Annotated in this window: 14 protein-coding genes; 6 read left to right on the top strand and 8 right to left on the bottom strand. The window is 68.6% G+C overall.

What is annotated here, in order from left to right; all coding sequences use genetic code 11:
* Positions 1–9 precede the first annotated feature (9 nt).
* From flgJ to flgL, 3 genes are read left to right on the top strand one after another with little or no spacing between them, the layout of a single operon-like run.
* Positions 10–1,035, top strand: a complete 1,026-nt coding sequence (flgJ, locus tag AC1Q5B_RS17625) for a flagellar assembly peptidoglycan hydrolase FlgJ (RefSeq protein WP_492632819.1) — start codon at positions 10–12, stop codon at positions 1,033–1,035.
* A gap of 14 nt (positions 1,036–1,049) precedes the next feature.
* Entirely contained in the window at positions 1,050–2,933 is a 1,884-nt protein-coding gene (flgK, locus tag AC1Q5B_RS17620; RefSeq protein WP_492632768.1) for a flagellar hook-associated protein FlgK, read from the top strand.
* On the top strand, positions 2,930–4,132 hold the full coding sequence (gene flgL, locus AC1Q5B_RS17615) for a flagellar hook-associated protein FlgL (RefSeq protein ID WP_492632767.1): 1,203 nt from the start codon (positions 2,930–2,932) through the stop codon (positions 4,130–4,132). Before flgK ends, flgL begins: the two co-directional genes overlap by 4 nt.
* Positions 4,133–4,316: 184 nt before the next feature.
* Here the strand turns inward: flgL and AC1Q5B_RS17610 are convergent, their stop codons facing one another.
* From AC1Q5B_RS17610 to lexA, 5 genes are read right to left on the bottom strand one after another with little or no spacing between them, the layout of a single operon-like run.
* Complete coding sequence (locus tag AC1Q5B_RS17610; RefSeq protein ID WP_492632766.1) at positions 4,317–4,934, bottom strand: alpha-ketoglutarate-dependent dioxygenase AlkB; 618 nt, start codon at positions 4,932–4,934, stop codon at positions 4,317–4,319.
* 7 nt (positions 4,935–4,941) lie between these two features.
* Positions 4,942–8,184 carry an error-prone DNA polymerase gene (locus AC1Q5B_RS17605; RefSeq protein ID WP_492632765.1) on the bottom strand — a complete coding sequence of 1,081 codons (3,243 nt, stop codon included), beginning with the start codon at positions 8,182–8,184 and terminating at the stop codon, positions 4,942–4,944.
* Positions 8,181–9,599, bottom strand: coding sequence for a Y-family DNA polymerase (locus AC1Q5B_RS17600; RefSeq protein WP_492632764.1), 1,419 nt, complete (start codon positions 9,597–9,599; stop codon positions 8,181–8,183). Before AC1Q5B_RS17600 ends, AC1Q5B_RS17605 begins: the two co-directional genes overlap by 4 nt.
* 9 nt (positions 9,600–9,608) lie before the next feature.
* Positions 9,609–10,235, bottom strand: a complete 627-nt coding sequence (gene imuA, locus AC1Q5B_RS17595; RefSeq protein WP_492632763.1) for a translesion DNA synthesis-associated protein ImuA — start codon at positions 10,233–10,235, stop codon at positions 9,609–9,611.
* 1 nt (position 10,236) lies between these two features.
* On the bottom strand, positions 10,237–10,842 hold the full coding sequence (lexA, locus tag AC1Q5B_RS17590; protein ID WP_492632762.1) for a transcriptional repressor LexA: 606 nt from the start codon (positions 10,840–10,842) through the stop codon (positions 10,237–10,239).
* A 110-nt stretch (positions 10,843–10,952) separates the two neighbouring features.
* Between lexA and AC1Q5B_RS17585 the strand changes: the two genes are divergently transcribed.
* On the top strand, positions 10,953–11,174 hold the full coding sequence (locus tag AC1Q5B_RS17585; RefSeq protein WP_277726412.1) for an AbrB/MazE/SpoVT family DNA-binding domain-containing protein: 222 nt from the start codon (positions 10,953–10,955) through the stop codon (positions 11,172–11,174).
* 10 nt (positions 11,175–11,184) lie between these two features.
* Positions 11,185–11,631, top strand: coding sequence for a type II toxin-antitoxin system death-on-curing family toxin (locus tag AC1Q5B_RS17580; RefSeq protein ID WP_492632761.1), 447 nt, complete (start codon positions 11,185–11,187; stop codon positions 11,629–11,631).
* A 79-nt stretch (positions 11,632–11,710) separates the two neighbouring features.
* Here the strand turns inward: AC1Q5B_RS17580 and AC1Q5B_RS17575 are convergent, their stop codons facing one another.
* The 3 genes from AC1Q5B_RS17575 to AC1Q5B_RS17565 all read right to left on the bottom strand — a co-directional run bounded on the left by AC1Q5B_RS17575 (position 11,711) and on the right by AC1Q5B_RS17565 (position 16,254).
* On the bottom strand, positions 11,711–12,832 hold the full coding sequence (locus AC1Q5B_RS17575; RefSeq protein ID WP_492632760.1) for an HDOD domain-containing protein: 1,122 nt from the start codon (positions 12,830–12,832) through the stop codon (positions 11,711–11,713).
* A 174-nt stretch (positions 12,833–13,006) separates the two neighbouring features.
* Positions 13,007–13,837: a ribonuclease H-like domain-containing protein gene (locus tag AC1Q5B_RS17570; RefSeq protein WP_492632759.1), complete on the bottom strand. Its 831-nt coding sequence runs from the start codon at positions 13,835–13,837 to the stop codon at positions 13,007–13,009.
* Entirely contained in the window at positions 13,834–16,254 is a 2,421-nt protein-coding gene (locus AC1Q5B_RS17565; protein ID WP_492632758.1) for a DEAD/DEAH box helicase, read from the bottom strand. Before AC1Q5B_RS17565 ends, AC1Q5B_RS17570 begins: the two co-directional genes overlap by 4 nt.
* Positions 16,255–16,433: 179 nt before the next feature.
* On the opposite strand from AC1Q5B_RS17565, the gene AC1Q5B_RS17560 reads away from it, so the two are divergent.
* Positions 16,434–16,787: a hypothetical protein gene (locus AC1Q5B_RS17560; protein ID WP_492632757.1), complete on the top strand. Its 354-nt coding sequence runs from the start codon at positions 16,434–16,436 to the stop codon at positions 16,785–16,787.
* Positions 16,788–16,891 lie beyond the last annotated feature (104 nt).

Genomic DNA, 16,891 nt, shown 5'->3' with positions numbered 1-16,891 from the left:
AATCCTTCCATGCCGCTGGCCGATGCCGGCGGCACGCCGGACAACGCGCGCATCCACGACGTCGCGAAGAAGCTGGAAGGCCAGTTCGCGCAGATGATGATCAAGTGCATGCGCGAAGCCGGCTTCGGCGATTCGCTGTTCCCGGGCGAGAACCAGGTCTTCCGCGACATGTACGACCAGCAGCTGGCCACCGCGATGTCGCAGGGCCGCGGGCTGGGCCTGGCGCCGATGATCGCGCGCCAGCTGGGCGCCACCGATACGAATACGCCGGCCGTCCCCGCCAGCACCGCGCTGTCGGCCTACAAGCGGCTGCTGCCGGGCGGCGAAGCGGATTCGATGCTGGACGCCATCGCCGGCCGCGGGATCGGCAGCGGCGCACGCGACACCGGCGCCCTGCCCGGCACGATCACGCTGGATACGATCACCGTACGACCCGAGGCGGCCTGCGATGAAGTCGAACGGGTCGCCTCGGCCGATCCGTCCCGCTACGCGCGCAACACGCCGGAACGCTTCGTCGCCGAGATCTGGGACCACGCCAAGCAGGCAGCGAAGGAACTCGGCGTCGATCCGCGCGCGCTGGTCGCGCAGGCCGCGCTGGAAACCGGCTGGGGCAAGCGCCAGATCAAGACCGGCGACGGCGGCAGCGCGCATAACCTGTTCGGCATCAAGGCGACCGGCTGGAAGGGCGAACGCGCCCGCACCGCCACCCACGAATACAGCAACGGCGTGAAGCGCACCGAGACTGCGGACTTCCGCGCGTACGCGTCGCCCGCCGAAAGCTTCGCCGACTACGTGCGGCTGCTGAAGAACAATCCGCGCTACCAGCAGGCGCTGTCGGCCGGCAAGGACATCGCCGGCTTCGCGCGCGGCCTGCAGCGTGCCGGCTACGCCACCGACCCGACCTACGCCAGCAAGATCGCCTCCATCGCCAACGGCCCGACGCTCGGCAAGGTGCTGTCGGCCATCGGCGACACCGTCGGCGGCAAGGTCGGCAGCGTCGTCGGCAACGCCATCGGCAACGCGCTGCGGCGCTGACCTGGGGAACCCGCATGTCGAACCTTCTCGCCACCGGCAGCAGCGCCCTGATCGCCTTCCAGCGCGCCCTGTCCACCGTCGGCCACAACGTCGCCAACATCAACACGCCCGGCTACTCGCGCCAGCGCGTGGAATTCGAAGCACGCGATGGCACCTACTTCGGCTACGGCTACCAGGGCAACGGCGTGCAGATCGTCGATGTCCGCCGGATGGCCGATTCGCTGGCGACCTCGCGCCTGCTCGACAGCGGCGGCGAGCTCTCGCGCCTGCAACAGCTGTCCACGCTGTCCACGCGCCTGGACCAGCTGTTTTCCGAGAAGGCCACCGGCATCAGCGCGCCGTGGTCGAGCTTCTTCGATTCGGTCAACGCGCTGTCCTCCAACGCGGCCGGCTCGGCCGACCGCGAAAGCGTGCTGGCGCAGGCCAATGCGCTGGTCACCCGGTTCCACCAGATCGACAAGCACCTGGATGGACTGGATATCGAGGTCAACGCGGGGCTGACCGCCGCCACCGGCGAAGTGAACCGGCTGGCCAAGGAAATCGCCCAGCTCAACGGCCGCATCGGCGGCAACACCAGCCCGTCGGGCGACCTGCTGGACCGTCGCGACCAGCTGATCAGCGAACTGGTCGCCTACACCGGCGGCAACGCCGTGGTGCAGGACGGCGGGCTGGTCAATGTGTTCAGCGCCGGTGGACAGCCGCTGGTGGTGGGCGCCACCGCCAGCACGCTGGTGACCGTGCCCGACCCGTATCGTCCCGAACGCCTGCAGGTGGCGCTGGAAACCAATGGCCAGCGCACCACGCTGGACAAGCGCGCGCTGGGCGGCCAGATCGGCGGCCTGATCGAATTCCGCACCACCGTGCTGGATCCCGCCGCCGCCGAACTCGGCCGTGTGGCCACGTCGCTGGCACAGACCTTCAACGCCGGCCACCGCGCCGGCATGGACCAGTACGGCCAGATGGGCGCGGACTTCTTCAGCCTGCCCGCGCCCCGCATCTCGTCCAACGCCGGCAACAGCGGCAACGCCGTGCTGCAGACCTCGGTCGGCAGCGTCGGCGCCTTGAACGCGCAGAACGTGCTGCTGCGCTTCGACGGCGCCGCCTGGGTGGCGACGAATCCCGATACGGGCGCCAGCATCCCGATGACGGGCACCGGTACGGCCACCGATCCGCTGGTGGTCAACGGCATCGAGCTGCGGCTTGCGCCGGGCACCACGCCCGGCACCAACGACCGCTTCCTGCTGCAGCCCACTGCGGGCGCCGCCGGCAACCTCGGCGTGGCGATCACCGACCCCGGCCGCATCGCGGCGGCGACGCCGGTCAAGGCGAACACCGACCTGGCCAATACCGGCAGCGGCAAGGTCAGCGGCCTGAAGGTGACCGATGCCGCCAACGCCAATCTGCTGGCGCCGGTGGACATCGACTTCCTCGACGCCACCCAGTACACGATCAACGGCACCGGACCGTTCCCGTACACGCCCGGCCAGACCGTCGCGTACAACGGCTGGAGCGTGGTGCTGGACGGCGCACCCGCCGCCGGCGACAGCTTCCGCATCGGTCCGACCGGGGCGAACTCCAGCGACAACGGCAACGCGAAGCTGCTGTCGAACCTGGACGACGCGCGCGTACTCAACGGCGGCACGCTCACCCTCAACGGCGCCATCGGCGGCCTGACCACGCAGGTCGGTTCGGCGGCACGCCAGGCCGACTACTCCGCGCAGGCGCAACAGGTCATCCACGATCAGGCGCAGGCCGCGCGCGACGCGATCTCCGGCGTGAACCTGGACGAAGAAGCGGCCGACCTGATGCGCCTTCAGCAGGCCTACCAGGCGGCGTCGCAGATCATCGCCACCGCCGACACCCTGTTCCAATCGCTCCTGGCTGCGACCCGCCGATGAACTACCGCATCTCCACCAACATGATGTACCAGCAGTCGATCAGCACGATGCTGGCCAAGCAGGCGAAGCTGGCGCACACGCAGCAGCAGCTCGCCAGCGGACAGCGGCTGGTGACGGCGAAGGACGACCCCGTGGCCGCCGGCACCGCGGTCGGCCTGGACCGTGCGGTCGCCGAGCTGGAACGCTTCGGTCAGAACGCCAACGCCGTGCAGAACCGCCTGGGCCTGCAGGAGAACGCGCTGAACCGCGTGGGCGAGGCGATGGCGCGCATCAACGAACTCGTCATCCAGGCCAACAACGCCGCGATGGGCGACGACAGCCGGCATGCGATCAGCACCGAGCTGAAGGCGATCCACGCCGGCCTGCTGGACCTGGCCAACAGCACCGATGGCGCCGGACGCTATCTGTTCGGCGGCACCAGCGACGGCACCGCGCCGTTCGCCCTCAGCGGCGGCAACGTGATCTACAGCGGCGACCAGACCCAGCGGCAGGTGGAAGTGGCGCCGGACATGTTCGTGTCCGACACCCTGCCCGGCAGCGAGGTCTTCCTGCGCCTGCGCACCGGCGATGGCCGCCTCGATGGCCAGCCCGCCATCGGCAACACCGGCACGGGGCTGCTGATGGGCTTCAGCGTCACCGATTCCACCGTGTGGAACGGTGGTTCGTACACGCTGTCGTTCGGCGCCAACAATGCCTACCAGGTGATGGATGCGGGCGGCAATCCGGTCGCGTCCGGCACCTACGCCAAGGGCGAGAGCATCGCCTTCGCCGGCGTGCAGATGAGGATCGACGGCGAGCCCGCCAACGGCGACAGCTTCACGCTGGGCCCGGCGGGCAGCCGCGACATCTTCGCCACCGTGCAGGGCCTGATCGATACGCTCGACACCAGCCCGACCACCGACGCGCAGCGCGCCGCGATGCAGAACAGCCTGCAGGGCGCCATGCGCGACATCGGCACCGCACAGGGCAGGATGATCGACGCACGCGCCAGTGGCGGCGCGCAGCTGTCCGCCATCGAAACCGCCGCCTCGCTGCGCGAGGCCAACAACATCACCCTGAAGGACACCCTGTCCGGGCTGCGCGACTTGGACTGGGCCGAGGCGATCGGTCGCTACCAGATGGAAAACACCGCGTTGCAGGCCGCGCAGACGGTCTTCATGCAGATGCAGCAGCTGTCGCTGTTCAAGCTGATGGGCTGATCCGCCCCCTCCCCTTTTCACGCAGTCCCTGCCCTCACGCCGCGACGCCCTCGCGGCGTTTTTTTGTGTCTGCAGGAGCGACACAAGTCGCGACCGGAGATGTTCGCAGTCCGGGACCCCTCTGACACGCGCACGAACGACGCGTTATGACGACGCATTCATGCGGTCGCGACTTACGTCGCTCCTACAGGGGACGATCTGAAGGGGCTGGCACCGGCCTCACCCGGAACACCACGCTGATCCGCGGCCCCTGCGCGCGACGGGTCTTCGGGATGCCGTGCTCGTGCGTGCGCTGCGAGGCATGGCTCATCGACAGCACGCTGCCGGGCGCGAGGTCCACCGCCACCGTATCGCGTCCACCTTCGCGGGCACGGATCAGCATGCGTCGTGGCGCACCCAGCGACACCAGCGTGATCGGATGGCCCTGCGCGACCGTATGCAGCTTGTCGCCGTGCATGGCGACGCTGTCGTTGCCGTCGCGGTACAGGTTCATGCCGATGCGCGAATATGGTGCGGGCGCCTTCGCCTGCACGCAGGCCAGCAGGCGCGCCAGTGGCAGGTCGTCCGGCAGCGCATCCACGGCGTAGTTCGTCAGCAGCCGGGGCACGTCGACGATACGGTCGTACATCGGGCGCTGCAGGCGGGTCCACGCCGCCTGCGTGCGGAGGATGTCGAACCAGCGCCGTGCCGTGACCGGATCGACAACGTCCGGCCAGTAGCGGATGCCGCCTTCGGCATCGTCCACCAGCTGCACCATTGCGGGCGCGAACAGGTCGTCGGTCAGCGTGGAGAGCGCGTGCATCGTGGCCTCAGTGGAAGTCGCGGGAGCTGGTTTGCAGATCGCCCAGCAAGTGACTGAAATCATGCAGGTCGTGAGCGATCAGATGCCGCACGCCGTCGACATGCTCCCAGCGTCCGCGCACGCCCAACAGCCGCGCTCCGAGCAGCGCCTTGCGCCGACGCTCGGCGATGCGTGCCCAGACCACCACGTTGATCACGCCGTGTTCGTCTTCCAGCGTGACAAAGATGACGCCACTGGCCGTCCCGGGCCGCTGCCTCTGGGTGACGATGCCGGCCACGTGTACGCCGCGCCCGTGCGGAAGATCCTTCAACTGGCGGGAATCGACCACGCGCTCACGACGCAGGCAATCGCGCAGCAGCGCCAATGGATGCGTACCCAACGTCAGTCCGGTAACGCGGTAATCCGACAACACGTCTTCGACCGGATTCGGCGTCGGCAGCACGATGTCTTCCTCGTCCGGACTCCCAGGCAGCAGCGGACGCTGGCGTTCGATGCCTGCCACCGCCCAACGCGCTGCATGGCGATGGCCGATGAGCGATTGCAGCGCACCGGCTTCGGCGAGGGCGCTGCGGGCTTTCTCGTCGAGATTCGCACGCAGACACAGGTCTCGAACATCAGTGAAAGGCCGCTGCGCGCGCGCCGCCATGATCGCCTCGCCCACCGCCGCCGACAGCCCGGTGACCTGGCGGAAGCCGAGACGCAATGCGGCCTGTCCTCCCCGGACAGCATCGCTCCGCATCCGGCCTCCCTCCAACGTGTTGTCCCAGTCGCTGCAGGTCACATCCACAGGACGAATCTCGATACGCCGCCGCCCCGCCCAATGGCCCCGTCGCGCGTCCTGCACGATCTGGCTGGCCGAATAGAACCCCATCGGCTGTGCGTTGAGCAACGCGCAGACGAATGCGGCCGGCTCGTGCCGCTTGAGCCAGCAGCTGATATAGACCAGCTTGGCGAACGAGGCTGCGTGGCTCTGCGGAAAGCCGTACGAACCGAAGCCCTTGATCTGTTCGAAGATCTGGTCGATGAACTCGGAGGAGTACTTTCCCTCCATCAGGCTGCGGATCTTTGCGCGATGCGGCTCCATGTCGCCGCCTCTTCCCCACGCCGCCATCGAACGACGTAGGCCATCGGCTTCCGATGGTGTGTAGCCGGCATGGATCACCAGTTCCATCACTTGCTCCTGGAACAAGGGAATACCCAGCGTGTTACCGAGAATGGCCTCGATACCCTCTGACGGATAAGTCACCGCTTCTTTCTTCTGCCTTCGCCGCAGATACGGATGCACCATGCCGCCCTGGATGGGGCCAGGACGCACGATCGCCACCTCGATCACCAAGTCGTAAAAGCTCTTCGGTTTCAGTCGCGGCAGCATACTCATCTGCGCGCGCGACTCGATCTGGAAGACGCCGACGGTGTCGGCCGCCTGGATCATCGCGTAGGTCCGCTTGTCTCCTGGGGGCAAGCGCGCCAGATCGATCGTATAGCCGCGATGCCGCGTCACTAGATCGACGGCCTTCTTGATGCAGGTCAGCATGCCCAGCGCCAGGCAGTCGACCTTCAGCAGCTTCATGGTCTCCAGATCATCCTTATCCCACTGGATGATGGTGCGGTCGTCCATCGCGGCGTTTTCCACCGGCACCACCTCGGACAGTGGTCCGTCATTGATGACGAAACCACCGACATGCTGCGAAAGATGGCGTGGATGACCCCGCAACTGGGTCGTCACACCCAGTACACGGTGGATCAGCGGATTCTCCGGATCGAAGCCGGCTTCACGCAGGCGCTGTTCCATCGGCGTTTCGCCGTTGCCCCAACCATAGCACTCGGCCAGCAGCGCGATCTGGTCCGGAGGCAGGCCGAAAGCCTTGGCGACATCGCGCACCGCACTCTTGCCGCGGTAGCGGATCACGGTCGCGGCCAGCGCGGCACGACGTCTACCGTACTTGTTGTAGACGTATTGCAGCACCTCCTCGCGGCGTTCATGTTCGAAGTCCACATCGATATCTGGCGGCTCACCACGCTCCTCGGACAGGAAGCGCGCCATCAGCAGCCGGCTTTCGGCAGGATCCACCACGGTGATGCCCAGCGCGAAGCACACGGCCGAATTGGCCGAAGAGCCGCGCCCCTGGCACAGGATGTCGCGCGACTTGGCGAAGCTGACGATGTCTTCGACCGTCAGAAAGAACGCCTCGTACTTGAGTTTTTCGATGAGGGCGAGCTCCTCGTCGATCTGTGCAGCGATGGCGGGCGGCACGTCGTCCTTCCAGCGCTCGCGCATCCCCCGCTCGGTCAGATCGCGCAGCCAACTGGTAGGTGTATGACCCTCCGGCACCAGCTCGGCGGGATACTTGTACTTCACCTCTTGCATCGAGAACGTGCAGCGACGTGCCAGCGCGACCGCGTTCTCCAGTAACGTCTCCGGATAGATATTCGTCAGTGCCCGTCGTGTACGCAGGTGATGCTCACCATTGCGGAACAGGTGCTCGCCGCACTCCGACAGCGGCATGCCATGGCGGATCGCTGTCATCGTGTCCTGCAACGTCCGATGCCGGCGTACGTCCATGTGTACGTCGCCACTGGCGACGGCCGTCATCGACAGCCGTTCCGCCACTGCCAGCAATTGCTGCAGGCGTGCGGCATCGTCCTGTTCGCGATGCAGCTCCACCGCGAGATGCGCCCGCGGGCCGAAGACCTGCTGCAGCCAGCGCCCCTGCGTCTCGTCCGGCACGCGCGACGGCAGCCACAGGGCGAATAGGCCGCTGGCATCGGGACCATCGCCCCCCAACACCCGCTCCACCTCCTGTCGTGCCAGCCGATACATGCCTTTGGAGGCGGCACGGCGCGCGATGGTGATCAGTTCGCACAGGCGCGTGTATCCGTGCAGGGTCTCCACCAGCACTACGCACTTCAGCCCGCAGATGAGGGTGAACTCGCTACCGACGATCAGCTTCAGTTTCGTCGCACGCGAGGCTTCCAGCCCACGCACGATCCCGGCCAGCGAGCACTCGTCGGTGATCGCCAGCGCTTCGTACCCGCAATGCAAGGCGCGGGCGAACAGACCCTCCGCACTGGACGCGCCGCGCAGGAAGGAGAAATCGGACAGGCAGTGCAGTTCGGCATATGCCGGCAGGCCGCCGTCGACCAACGCATCGTCGTTGGCGGCCACCTGCAGACGCAACCGTTGCGCGGTCTCCCATGCGCGCGGCACGTGCGCACCCGGATGATCGCCGCGTTCCTCCTCGCGACTCACGCGAACCACCCGTGCAGCATCCAGCCGCCCTGTTCGCCTGGCGGCGCGAATGCCCAGGCACGCTGGCCCTGCGAGGTTTCCAGCACGTAGTAGTCGCGGCGCGCATCCTCGCCATCCCACCAGCCGCTTTCCAGCCGCTCGGGCCCGGAAACGATGCGGGGATGCGGATCGCGCAGCGGCACCGGCTGCGGCAACAGCCAGGCCGGCCGCGGCGGTCGGATCGGCGCAACGGGAATGCGCGTACCGTCGCCCTGCACGCGTCGCCAGGCACGCTCCGGACGCGGATCGCCCGCAGGCGCCACGCGATGCACCGCGTCATCACCCAGGCGCGCACGCAGCCGTTCGCGCAGCTGCGGCCACGGCAGCTGTTGTTGCGGGCGTGTATCGAACAGATCGCGCGCGGCCGGCACGAACGGCGGCAGCTCGCGCGCCAGCAGGCGCACGCCCACCACTGGCTGCTCGATCTGCACGCGCTCCAGCCGGTTGCGGGTCAGCTCGAACAGCATCGCCGGTTCGCGCTCGGCGGCGAGCAGGCCGACTTCGACATCGGTATGGCCTTCCTCGTGCTCCAGTCGCAGCAGGAACCGCTGCACGCCGCCGTCGCGGATGGACAGGTAGGTGCACAGGTCGCCGATCAGTCGGCGCAGCGGGAACAGCAGCGCCATGTGGCTCTCGACCTCGTAGCCGAGTTCGACACGCGCATCGAAATGGTCCGGCGGCGCGTAGTACGCCAGCGGATCGTCGGCCTGTCCGTACAGCCGGTCCAGGTGCTCCAGCACCGGCAGACCGAAGCGGCGGCGCAGGCTGTCGCGCGGCAGTCCGCGCAGTGTGCGCAGGTCGCGGATGCCCATGCGGTGCAGGCGCTCGCCGGTGTCGTCCGGCAGCCGCGCGCGCCGCACCGGCACGCGATCCAGCAGGTCGGCCATCGCTTCTGCCTGCATCACCTCCAGGCCATCGCGTAGCCCGGCGAACACATGCGCGGCGCGCGGCGTCGGCGCCAGCGCGATGCGGTGCTGGAAACCGAGCTGACCCAGCTCCTCGCGCAACCGCGCCTCGATGCGCGGCCACGGTCCGAGCAGGCGGAAACTGGCACGCACTTCCAGCACCAGGCAGCCGGGCCACTGTGCACTGACCAGCGAACTGTGCCGGTACGCCCACGAAGCGAGGAAGCGCTGCGTGCGCGACTCGGCCTGCGGGTCGTCGTCCACCATCGCGAAGTCCGGCAGCAGTGCGTGCGCGGCGGTCAGGCGCATGCCGGCCCGCAGGCCCGCCTGCGCGGCGGACGCATTCACCGCATGCAGGGTACGCAGCTGCGCGGCCCCCCCGACCAGCGCCAGCGGCGCCTCGGGATCAGGCCGGCGCCGGAGGACGGCGTCCAGCGCCAGTTGCGGCAGCAGTACACAGGCCCAGAGCATCGGTGGGCCTCAATGCGCGACCAGCGCGAACGATTGCGCGGGCGCCGGCCCGCCGCGGCATTTGCGTACCTGCCAGGCAGTACCGCCCTGCGGATCGCGCACCGCTTCCAGCCGCAACGCGGCGGCCGACGGATTGGCGGCATGGCGGCGGTCGCGCAGCGCGAAGCCCAGGCATTCGCCGCTGTCGGCCGCCACCTGCAGGCGGCGCAGCGCCGGCCCGTCCGCCTGCACCGGCCAGCCGAGTACCGCCGCGCAGGCGCCACTCCGCAGGCATTGCTCGAACGCCCACAGCGCATCGCGCGGCGTGGCGTCGACGATCTCCAGCATCGCCAGGTCCACGCCGGCAGCCTGCCACGCGGGCGCATAGGGGATGTACGGCGGCGCGATCACCGCCACCGTGCTGCCGGCCTGGGTCATCCGTGCCAGTGTAGGCAGCAGCAGCGCCAGTTCGCCCACGCCATCGGCGGGCAGCAGTAACTCGGTCAGTGCGCGCCGCGGCCAGCCGCCCTGCGGCAGCAAGGCATCGAGCGCGGCGTGGCCGGTGGATTCGCCGTCGGCGGCGATCGCCGCACTGCGTCCGGCATGCCACAGCGTGCGCGCGGCCAGCAGCGAGTCGAGGGCGACGACGGCACCCATCTCAACCGCGCCGCACCAGGCCGCAGTAGACGCCTTCGATGGCGAAGTCCTGTCCCGGCTGCACGTCGATGGGCGCGTGCGCCGGATTGCGCGGCAGCAGGCGGATGCGCCGGCGCTCGCGCTGCAGGCGTTTGATCGTCAATTCGCCCTCGATGCGGGCGACCACGGTCTGTCCGTCGCGCGCATCCGAAGTGCGGTGCACGCCGACCAGATCGCCGTCGACGATGCCGTCGTCGATCATGGAATCGCCCTGCACCTTCAGCAGGTAATCCGGCTGCGGCGAGAACAGCCGGCGGTCCAGCCACAGCTGCTCGTCCAGGCCGATGTCGGCGCCGATCGGCTGGCCGGCGGCCACCCGTCCCAGCACCGGCAACGGCAGCAGGTCGGCCATGCCGCCTGGCAGGCGCAGGCCGCGCTTCTGGCCGGCCGCCTGTTCCAGCAGGCCGTCGGCGACCAGCGCCTGCACGTGCTTCTGTGCGGCGTTGCGCGAGGCGAAGCCGAAAGCCGCGGCGATGTCCGCCAGGCTGGGCGCGCGCCCGGCCGCCAGCTCCCGGCGCAGAAAGGCCAGGACGGCGGCACGTTGGGGAGGCAGGTCGACGGGGTTCATGGGTGTACATTTGTACACCTTTAGGTCTCACATGGCGAGAAAGACGTAAGGCTTGCCTCCAAGCCTCACGGGGCTCAATATAACTCCAGTTATAACCTCAAGGGGTCGCGATGAAGCTCAAGATCACCACGGTCGGCAACTCTGCCGGCGTCATCCTGCCCAAGGAACTCCTGTCCCGCCTCCGTCTGGACAAAGGCGATGAGCTCCACGCACTCGAGACGCCCGACGGCATCCGCCTGACGGTGTACGACCCCACTCTGGCCGAGCAGATGGAGGTGGCCGAGCAGGTCATGCGCCGCCGCCGCACCCTGCTCAACAAGCTGGCCCAGTGACGGGGCACCCATGATCGTCTGGATCAGCCGGGCCTTGGCCCTGGCCATCCACGACCGCCAGTTGGCCGAGCATGGCGGTGCCTCCGGCATCCGCGACGAGGGATTGCTGGAATCGGCGCTCGCGCGCCCCAGGCAGTTGCACGTCTACGGGCAACCCGCGCCGGACCTGGCCGACCTGGCCGACCTGGCCGACCTGGCGGCCGCCACGGCCTTCGGGCTTGCCTGCAACCATCCCTTCGTGGACGGCAACAAGCGTATGGCGGCCGTGGCCTGCGACGTGTTCATTGTGCTAAACGGCGCCACGTTGTCGGCAGAAGACCACGAGCTCTATCCGCAATATCTCGGCCTGTCCGAAGGCAGTCTCGACGAAGAAGCATTCGCCGCCTGGCTACGCCCGCGGATCATCGCCAAGCCACCGGGCAAGGTGCAGGAGCCCTCACCGGCCTACCGTCCCTGACGGCGACGCACCTTCCCTTGGTCCAGGCGAACCCGCACCCCATCCCGGCGGTTGCTTTTCCTGCCAGGGGCGAAGTGCGTCAGGCGGCCTGTTCCTCGGCGCGCTCGACCATGGTTTCGGCCATCTGCCGCCAGTTGGGCAACTGGTCCAGCACGCCGAGCGACTTCAGGTAGCCCTCGTCCACCGGTTCGTTGCTGGCCAGCGCGCCGGCCACATGCACGGCCCCCGGCACCCAGAAGCTGCGCAGGCTGGAACGCTGCGGCTGGCGATGGAACGCCACCGCTTCGACGATCGGCATCGGCAGGCCCCACAGGCCGAGCAGGTAGGCGCCCGCCTCGGTGTGGCCGGGGCGGTCGTCGTCCTCGGCGACCGGGGTGTCGCGCTCGTCGCGCACGCCCGGCAGCAGCAGGCCGATGTCGGCCAGCAGCGCGGCGGTGGCGCCGAGTTCGGAACTGGTGCGCGGCAGGATCTTCGCCGCCAGGCGCGAGGCCAGCAGCGCGCGGTGCTGCAGGGCGGTACGGTCGACGCCGGACGTGGTCTTCATCGAGAACACCTCGCTCGCCAGCACCAGGTCGCGCAGCGTGCCCAGGCCCAGCCGCGTGACCGCGGCGCGCAGGTCGGTGACCGAACGCCCGCTGGAGAAATACGCCGAGTTGCACAGCTGCAGCACCTTGGCCGCGATGGCCGGATCGCCGGCCACCAGCCGGGCGATGTCGTTGGCGGTGCCTTCGTCCTCTTCCAGCGCCCGGGTCAGCGCGAAATAGAGGTGCGGCGGCGACGGGAGGTGTTCGACGCGGCCGATGGCGCGGCGCAGGCGCGGGCTGTCCAGCAGGTCGCGCAGTTCCTCCAGGCTGTGGATCGACTCCAGCACCGTTTCCGACGACAGCGGCAACGGCAGGAAGCGATGCGCCACGCCGATCAGCTTGATCGGGGCCGCCAGGCTGTCGGCACTGCCTTCGAGCAGCGCGATGCGGATGGTCTCCGATCGCAGCGTGCGGATCTGCCCCAGCAGCGTGGCCGGCGGCAGGTCCGGCAGCGCCGGTCCCACCATCACCACGTCGACGGGTCCGTTGGCGACCGCGAACATCGCCGACTTCCCGTCGGCTACCGTTTCGACGGTCCACTCGTCCCCCATGTCACCGATGTAATCGGCCAGGTCGTCAGGCAGGCAAGCGGTATCGCCAACGTAAAGAATGCGCAAGGCACGTCCCCTTCTGTGATGCAAGTTCGATGCATGCCTTCCGCGGGGAAAGGCACGGCTCGTGTGGAATCTAGCAAGGGTGTCGGCCGACCAGTCGCATTCTTGAGCCGTCATGCGGGGAATGCGCAGCGCTTCACACTCCGCTGTCGGTGGATTACCGACAGCACGTACGGCTCACGCGTCCGGTGGCGTCGACAGGTGCAGCAGCAGGTGCGCCAGCGTCGCCACGTCCTGGAAGTTGTGCTGCAGCACGCGTCGCAGCAGGCGGGCATCGCCGCCGCGCAGGTACTGCAGCCACGCACCGGGCGCTTCCGAACCCGGCAGGTCGTCCTCGCGCACGATGCCGAGCGCGTTGCGCTCGATGGTGGCCAGCCGGCAGTTCTCCCACACGCCGCGATAGCGACGGCGCGTGGGGAACAGCAGGTCGAGATGCTCGATGCCGGCCAGCGGCGTGCCCTGCCGCGCGAGCCGGTAGCGCGTGGCCAGCAGCGGCGCGTCGTAGCAGCGGCCGTTGTAGCTGACCAGCCGCGTGTCTTCCGACAGCCAGCCGGCGAACGCGCGCAGCATCGCCGGCTCGGCCGACAGGTGGGTGATCAGCAACTGGCGGATACGCAGCCCGTCCGGCACGAAATCCGACGCGCCCACCATGAAGGCGCGCGTGCCGGTGCCGCCGGACAGGCCGGTGGTCTCGGTGTCGAAGAACAGCATGCCCTGCGTGGGCAACGCACCGGTGCGCGCGAACGTACCGTCGATGTGCGGCGCCACGGTGTCGAATGGCAGCACCTGTTCGAGGTGCAGCAGTCCCGGTGCGATCTCCTCGCCCGGCAGCGCACGGTCGCAGGCGCGCACGGCCATCCCGGGCCGTGCACGCTCACGGATGCCGAGCATGCGACGCAATGCGGGCAAGGGATCGGGCACCGGCGGCAACGGGGCGGACGAGGACGGAGGGTTGTCGTGCCCCGCCTGGCGCCGTAGCCGCTGCAGTTTCTCCAGGCTGACGCTCATGCGGCGTCCAGCAGCTGCAGCACGCGCGCCGCCAGCGCGCGAGGCGTGGTGTCGGCATCCTCGTCGTTCGCCAGCACCGGGCCGACGCAGGCGGGACAGCCGGCCTTGCAGTCGCAGGCCTCGACCAGCCGCGCCGCCCGCTGCACGAGTTCGCGCTGGCGCCGCCACAGCGGTTCGCTCAGGCCGATGCCGCCGGGATAGTTGTCGTAGAGGTACGCGGTGGGGATGAAGCGCTCGCCCGATACCGGCGACAGCACCTGGCTTTCCGTGCCGCGCAGCTGGCCGCGCCCCTGCGTGTCCGGCAACGCGAACCACGCACCGTCGCCATCGCCAACGGCCTTCTGCAGGTCGCGACCTTCCGCCATCACGGCCACCGTAGCGGCGATGTGCAGCGCGTACGCGGCGCCGAGGAAGCCATCCAGCGCGTCCTGCCGCGATTCGAATTCCGACTCCAGCAACGCCGGCGGCAACTGCCACCACAGGCTCGTGGTGTGCATTTCCTGGTCGGGCAGGTTCACCGGGCCGTAGCCGATGTTCTCGTGCGTGTAGTAGCGGATCTTCTTGTAGCCGGCCACGCGCCGCACCACATGCACTTCGCCATGGTGGCAGGTGCCCTGCCCCGCGATGCTGCCGTCGAAGCGTTCCAGCACCTTCAGCTTGGTGTAGTCGATCGCGTCGGTGTAGTAGTCGACGTGCGTGCGGGTGACGTAGGCCTTGCGGCCCTCCCAGTCCAGCCGCTCCACCTGGTACGGCGTGGACTGGATCATGTGGATCGCGCCCTCGTACAGCGTCAGCGGCGCAGCGCTGAAATCCACCTCCGCGATGATCACCTGCCGCCCGCCGGTCCGATCCACGACGACGAAGTTGCCGTCCGCCACCGAGCGCAGGCTGACCGCGTTGGCCGGATAGCTGTCGGCGATCCACTCGTAGCGGTCCCCTTCGCGATGGACCACGCTGTCCTCGTCGAGCAGTTGCAGGAACGGCGTCGGATCGACCGGTCCGAACGGTTCACCGGCGAGGAACGGCAGCTCGAACGCCGCGCAGCGCACGTGGTCGAGCAGGATCATCGGCTGGTCCGGCGCGATGCGGGCGTGCTCCGGCGGGCTGTCGGCGAAGAACTCCGGATGCCGCACCACGTACTGGTCCAGCGGCTGCGAACTGGCGACCAGGATCCCGAGCGAGGCCTGTTGCCGCCGCCCCGCCCGGCCGAAGCGCTGCCACGTCGCCGCGATCGAGCCCGGATAGCCGTTGAGTACCACCGCATCGAGGCTGCCGATGTCCACGCCCAGTTCCAGTGCCGATGTGGAAATGATGCCGTCCACGCGACCATCGCGCATCGCCCGCTCGGCCTCGCGGCGTTCGGTCGGCAGGTAGCCCCCGCGATAGGCACGGATGCGCGCGGGCAGCCGCGGATCGTGGTCGAACACGTCCTTCAGGTACTTGGTCAGCACTTCGACCATCGTGCGCGACTGCGCGAACACCAGTGTCTTCAGCCCGGCCTTGATCGCCAGCCGCGCGATGCGGTTGCTCTGCGAACGCGCCGACGCGCGCAGGCCGAGATCTGGATTGACCACCGGCGGATTCCACAGCAGCACATGCTTCTCGCCGCTCGGCGCGCCGGATTCGGTGATCGCGTGCACCGGCAGTTCCAGCAGCGCTTCGGCATGCGCCTGCGGATTGCCGATGGTGGCCGAGCAGACGATGAACTGCGGCGCGGCGCCGTAGAACGCGCACACACGCCGCAGCCGGCGCAGCACGTTGGCCACGTGGCTGCCGAACACCCCGCGATACGTATGCACTTCGTCGATCACCACGTAGCGCAGGTTCTCGAAGAACTGCGCCCACTTGGTGTGGTGCGGCAGGATGGCCTGGTGCAGCATGTCGGGATTGCTGACCACGATGTCGCCGTGCAGGCGGATCGCCTGTCGCGCATCGCCGGGGGTGTCGCCGTCGAAGGTGAACGCCTTCAGGCCCAGGTCGCCCGCCTTGCTCAGGTCGAGCAGTTCCGCCACCTGGTCCTGGGCCAGCGCCTTGGTCGGGAACAGGTACAGCGCCTTGCCACGCTTGGACAGCGCCGAGGCCACCACCGGCAGCGTGTAGCACAGCGACTTGCCGGATGCGGTCGGGGTGACGATGGCGAGATGGTCGCCGGCCTGCGCCTGCCGCCACGCCTCGGCCTGGTGCGAATACAGCCGCTCGATGCCGCGCTGGCGCAGCGCATCGGCCAATGCCTTGGGCAGATCGTCCGGCAACGGCCCGTAGCGGCCTTCGCGCGCGGGAATGACGAACTGCCCGGTGACACGGTCGCGATACTTGCCGGCGAGACGCTCGGCCAACGCGCCGCCATCGGCGGAGACCGCCGGGAGCAGCGAAGCCTCATCGGCATGGCGACGGGCAAGGGCGGTCTGGGCAGGCATGGCGGTCTCTCGGCGGCAGGCCGCCATCAGACGCGGCCAGCGTCTCAGGAGCTGAGACTGACCGCGGGCTGATCGCGGGTGCCCCCTCAGCTTCGTGACCGTCCAACGAAGGAATTCCTCACCCATGGGTAACGCGGCTCGCGCTACCACGGGATGCGTGTGATTCCGGAGATGCCTCCATGGACCGACAGCGCTACCGTGCCCAGTTCGATACCCTCCGACAGACGCCGTACCGCAATGCGGCCCTGACCCACGACGCTTTCGCGGCATTCACGGCCTACGACTATGGGCGCCGCCGCCGGCTGCATCCCGATGTCGCATGGGAAGACGCCTGCCGCGCCTACGCCTTCGCCGCGGCATCGCATGCGCAGCACGACGGCCATCTGGATCTGGACACCGAACTCGAACTGGAAGGGCACTGGGAACGCCTTCGGGGCGATGGCGGCCCGGAATGGCCGGTGGCGCGTACGTTGCTGCGCGAAGCGTGGCGCTGGCTGGACGCGCACGGCGCGGTCACGCCGCGCGTGCATTGAGAGCACCGTGGCGTCCAGGTCGACGAACGGTTGGCCGTTCGTGCCGATCCGGCCCGTCTACCTGATGGCAGGGGCCACGATAACGACAAGCATCGGCAAGGTGA

The sequence above is a fragment of the Pseudoxanthomonas sp. GW835-FHT14C01 genome, from assembly GCF_058793715.1.
The sequence above is the reverse complement of the archived record's forward strand: the minus strand, read 5'-3'. Positions and strand labels throughout refer to the sequence as shown.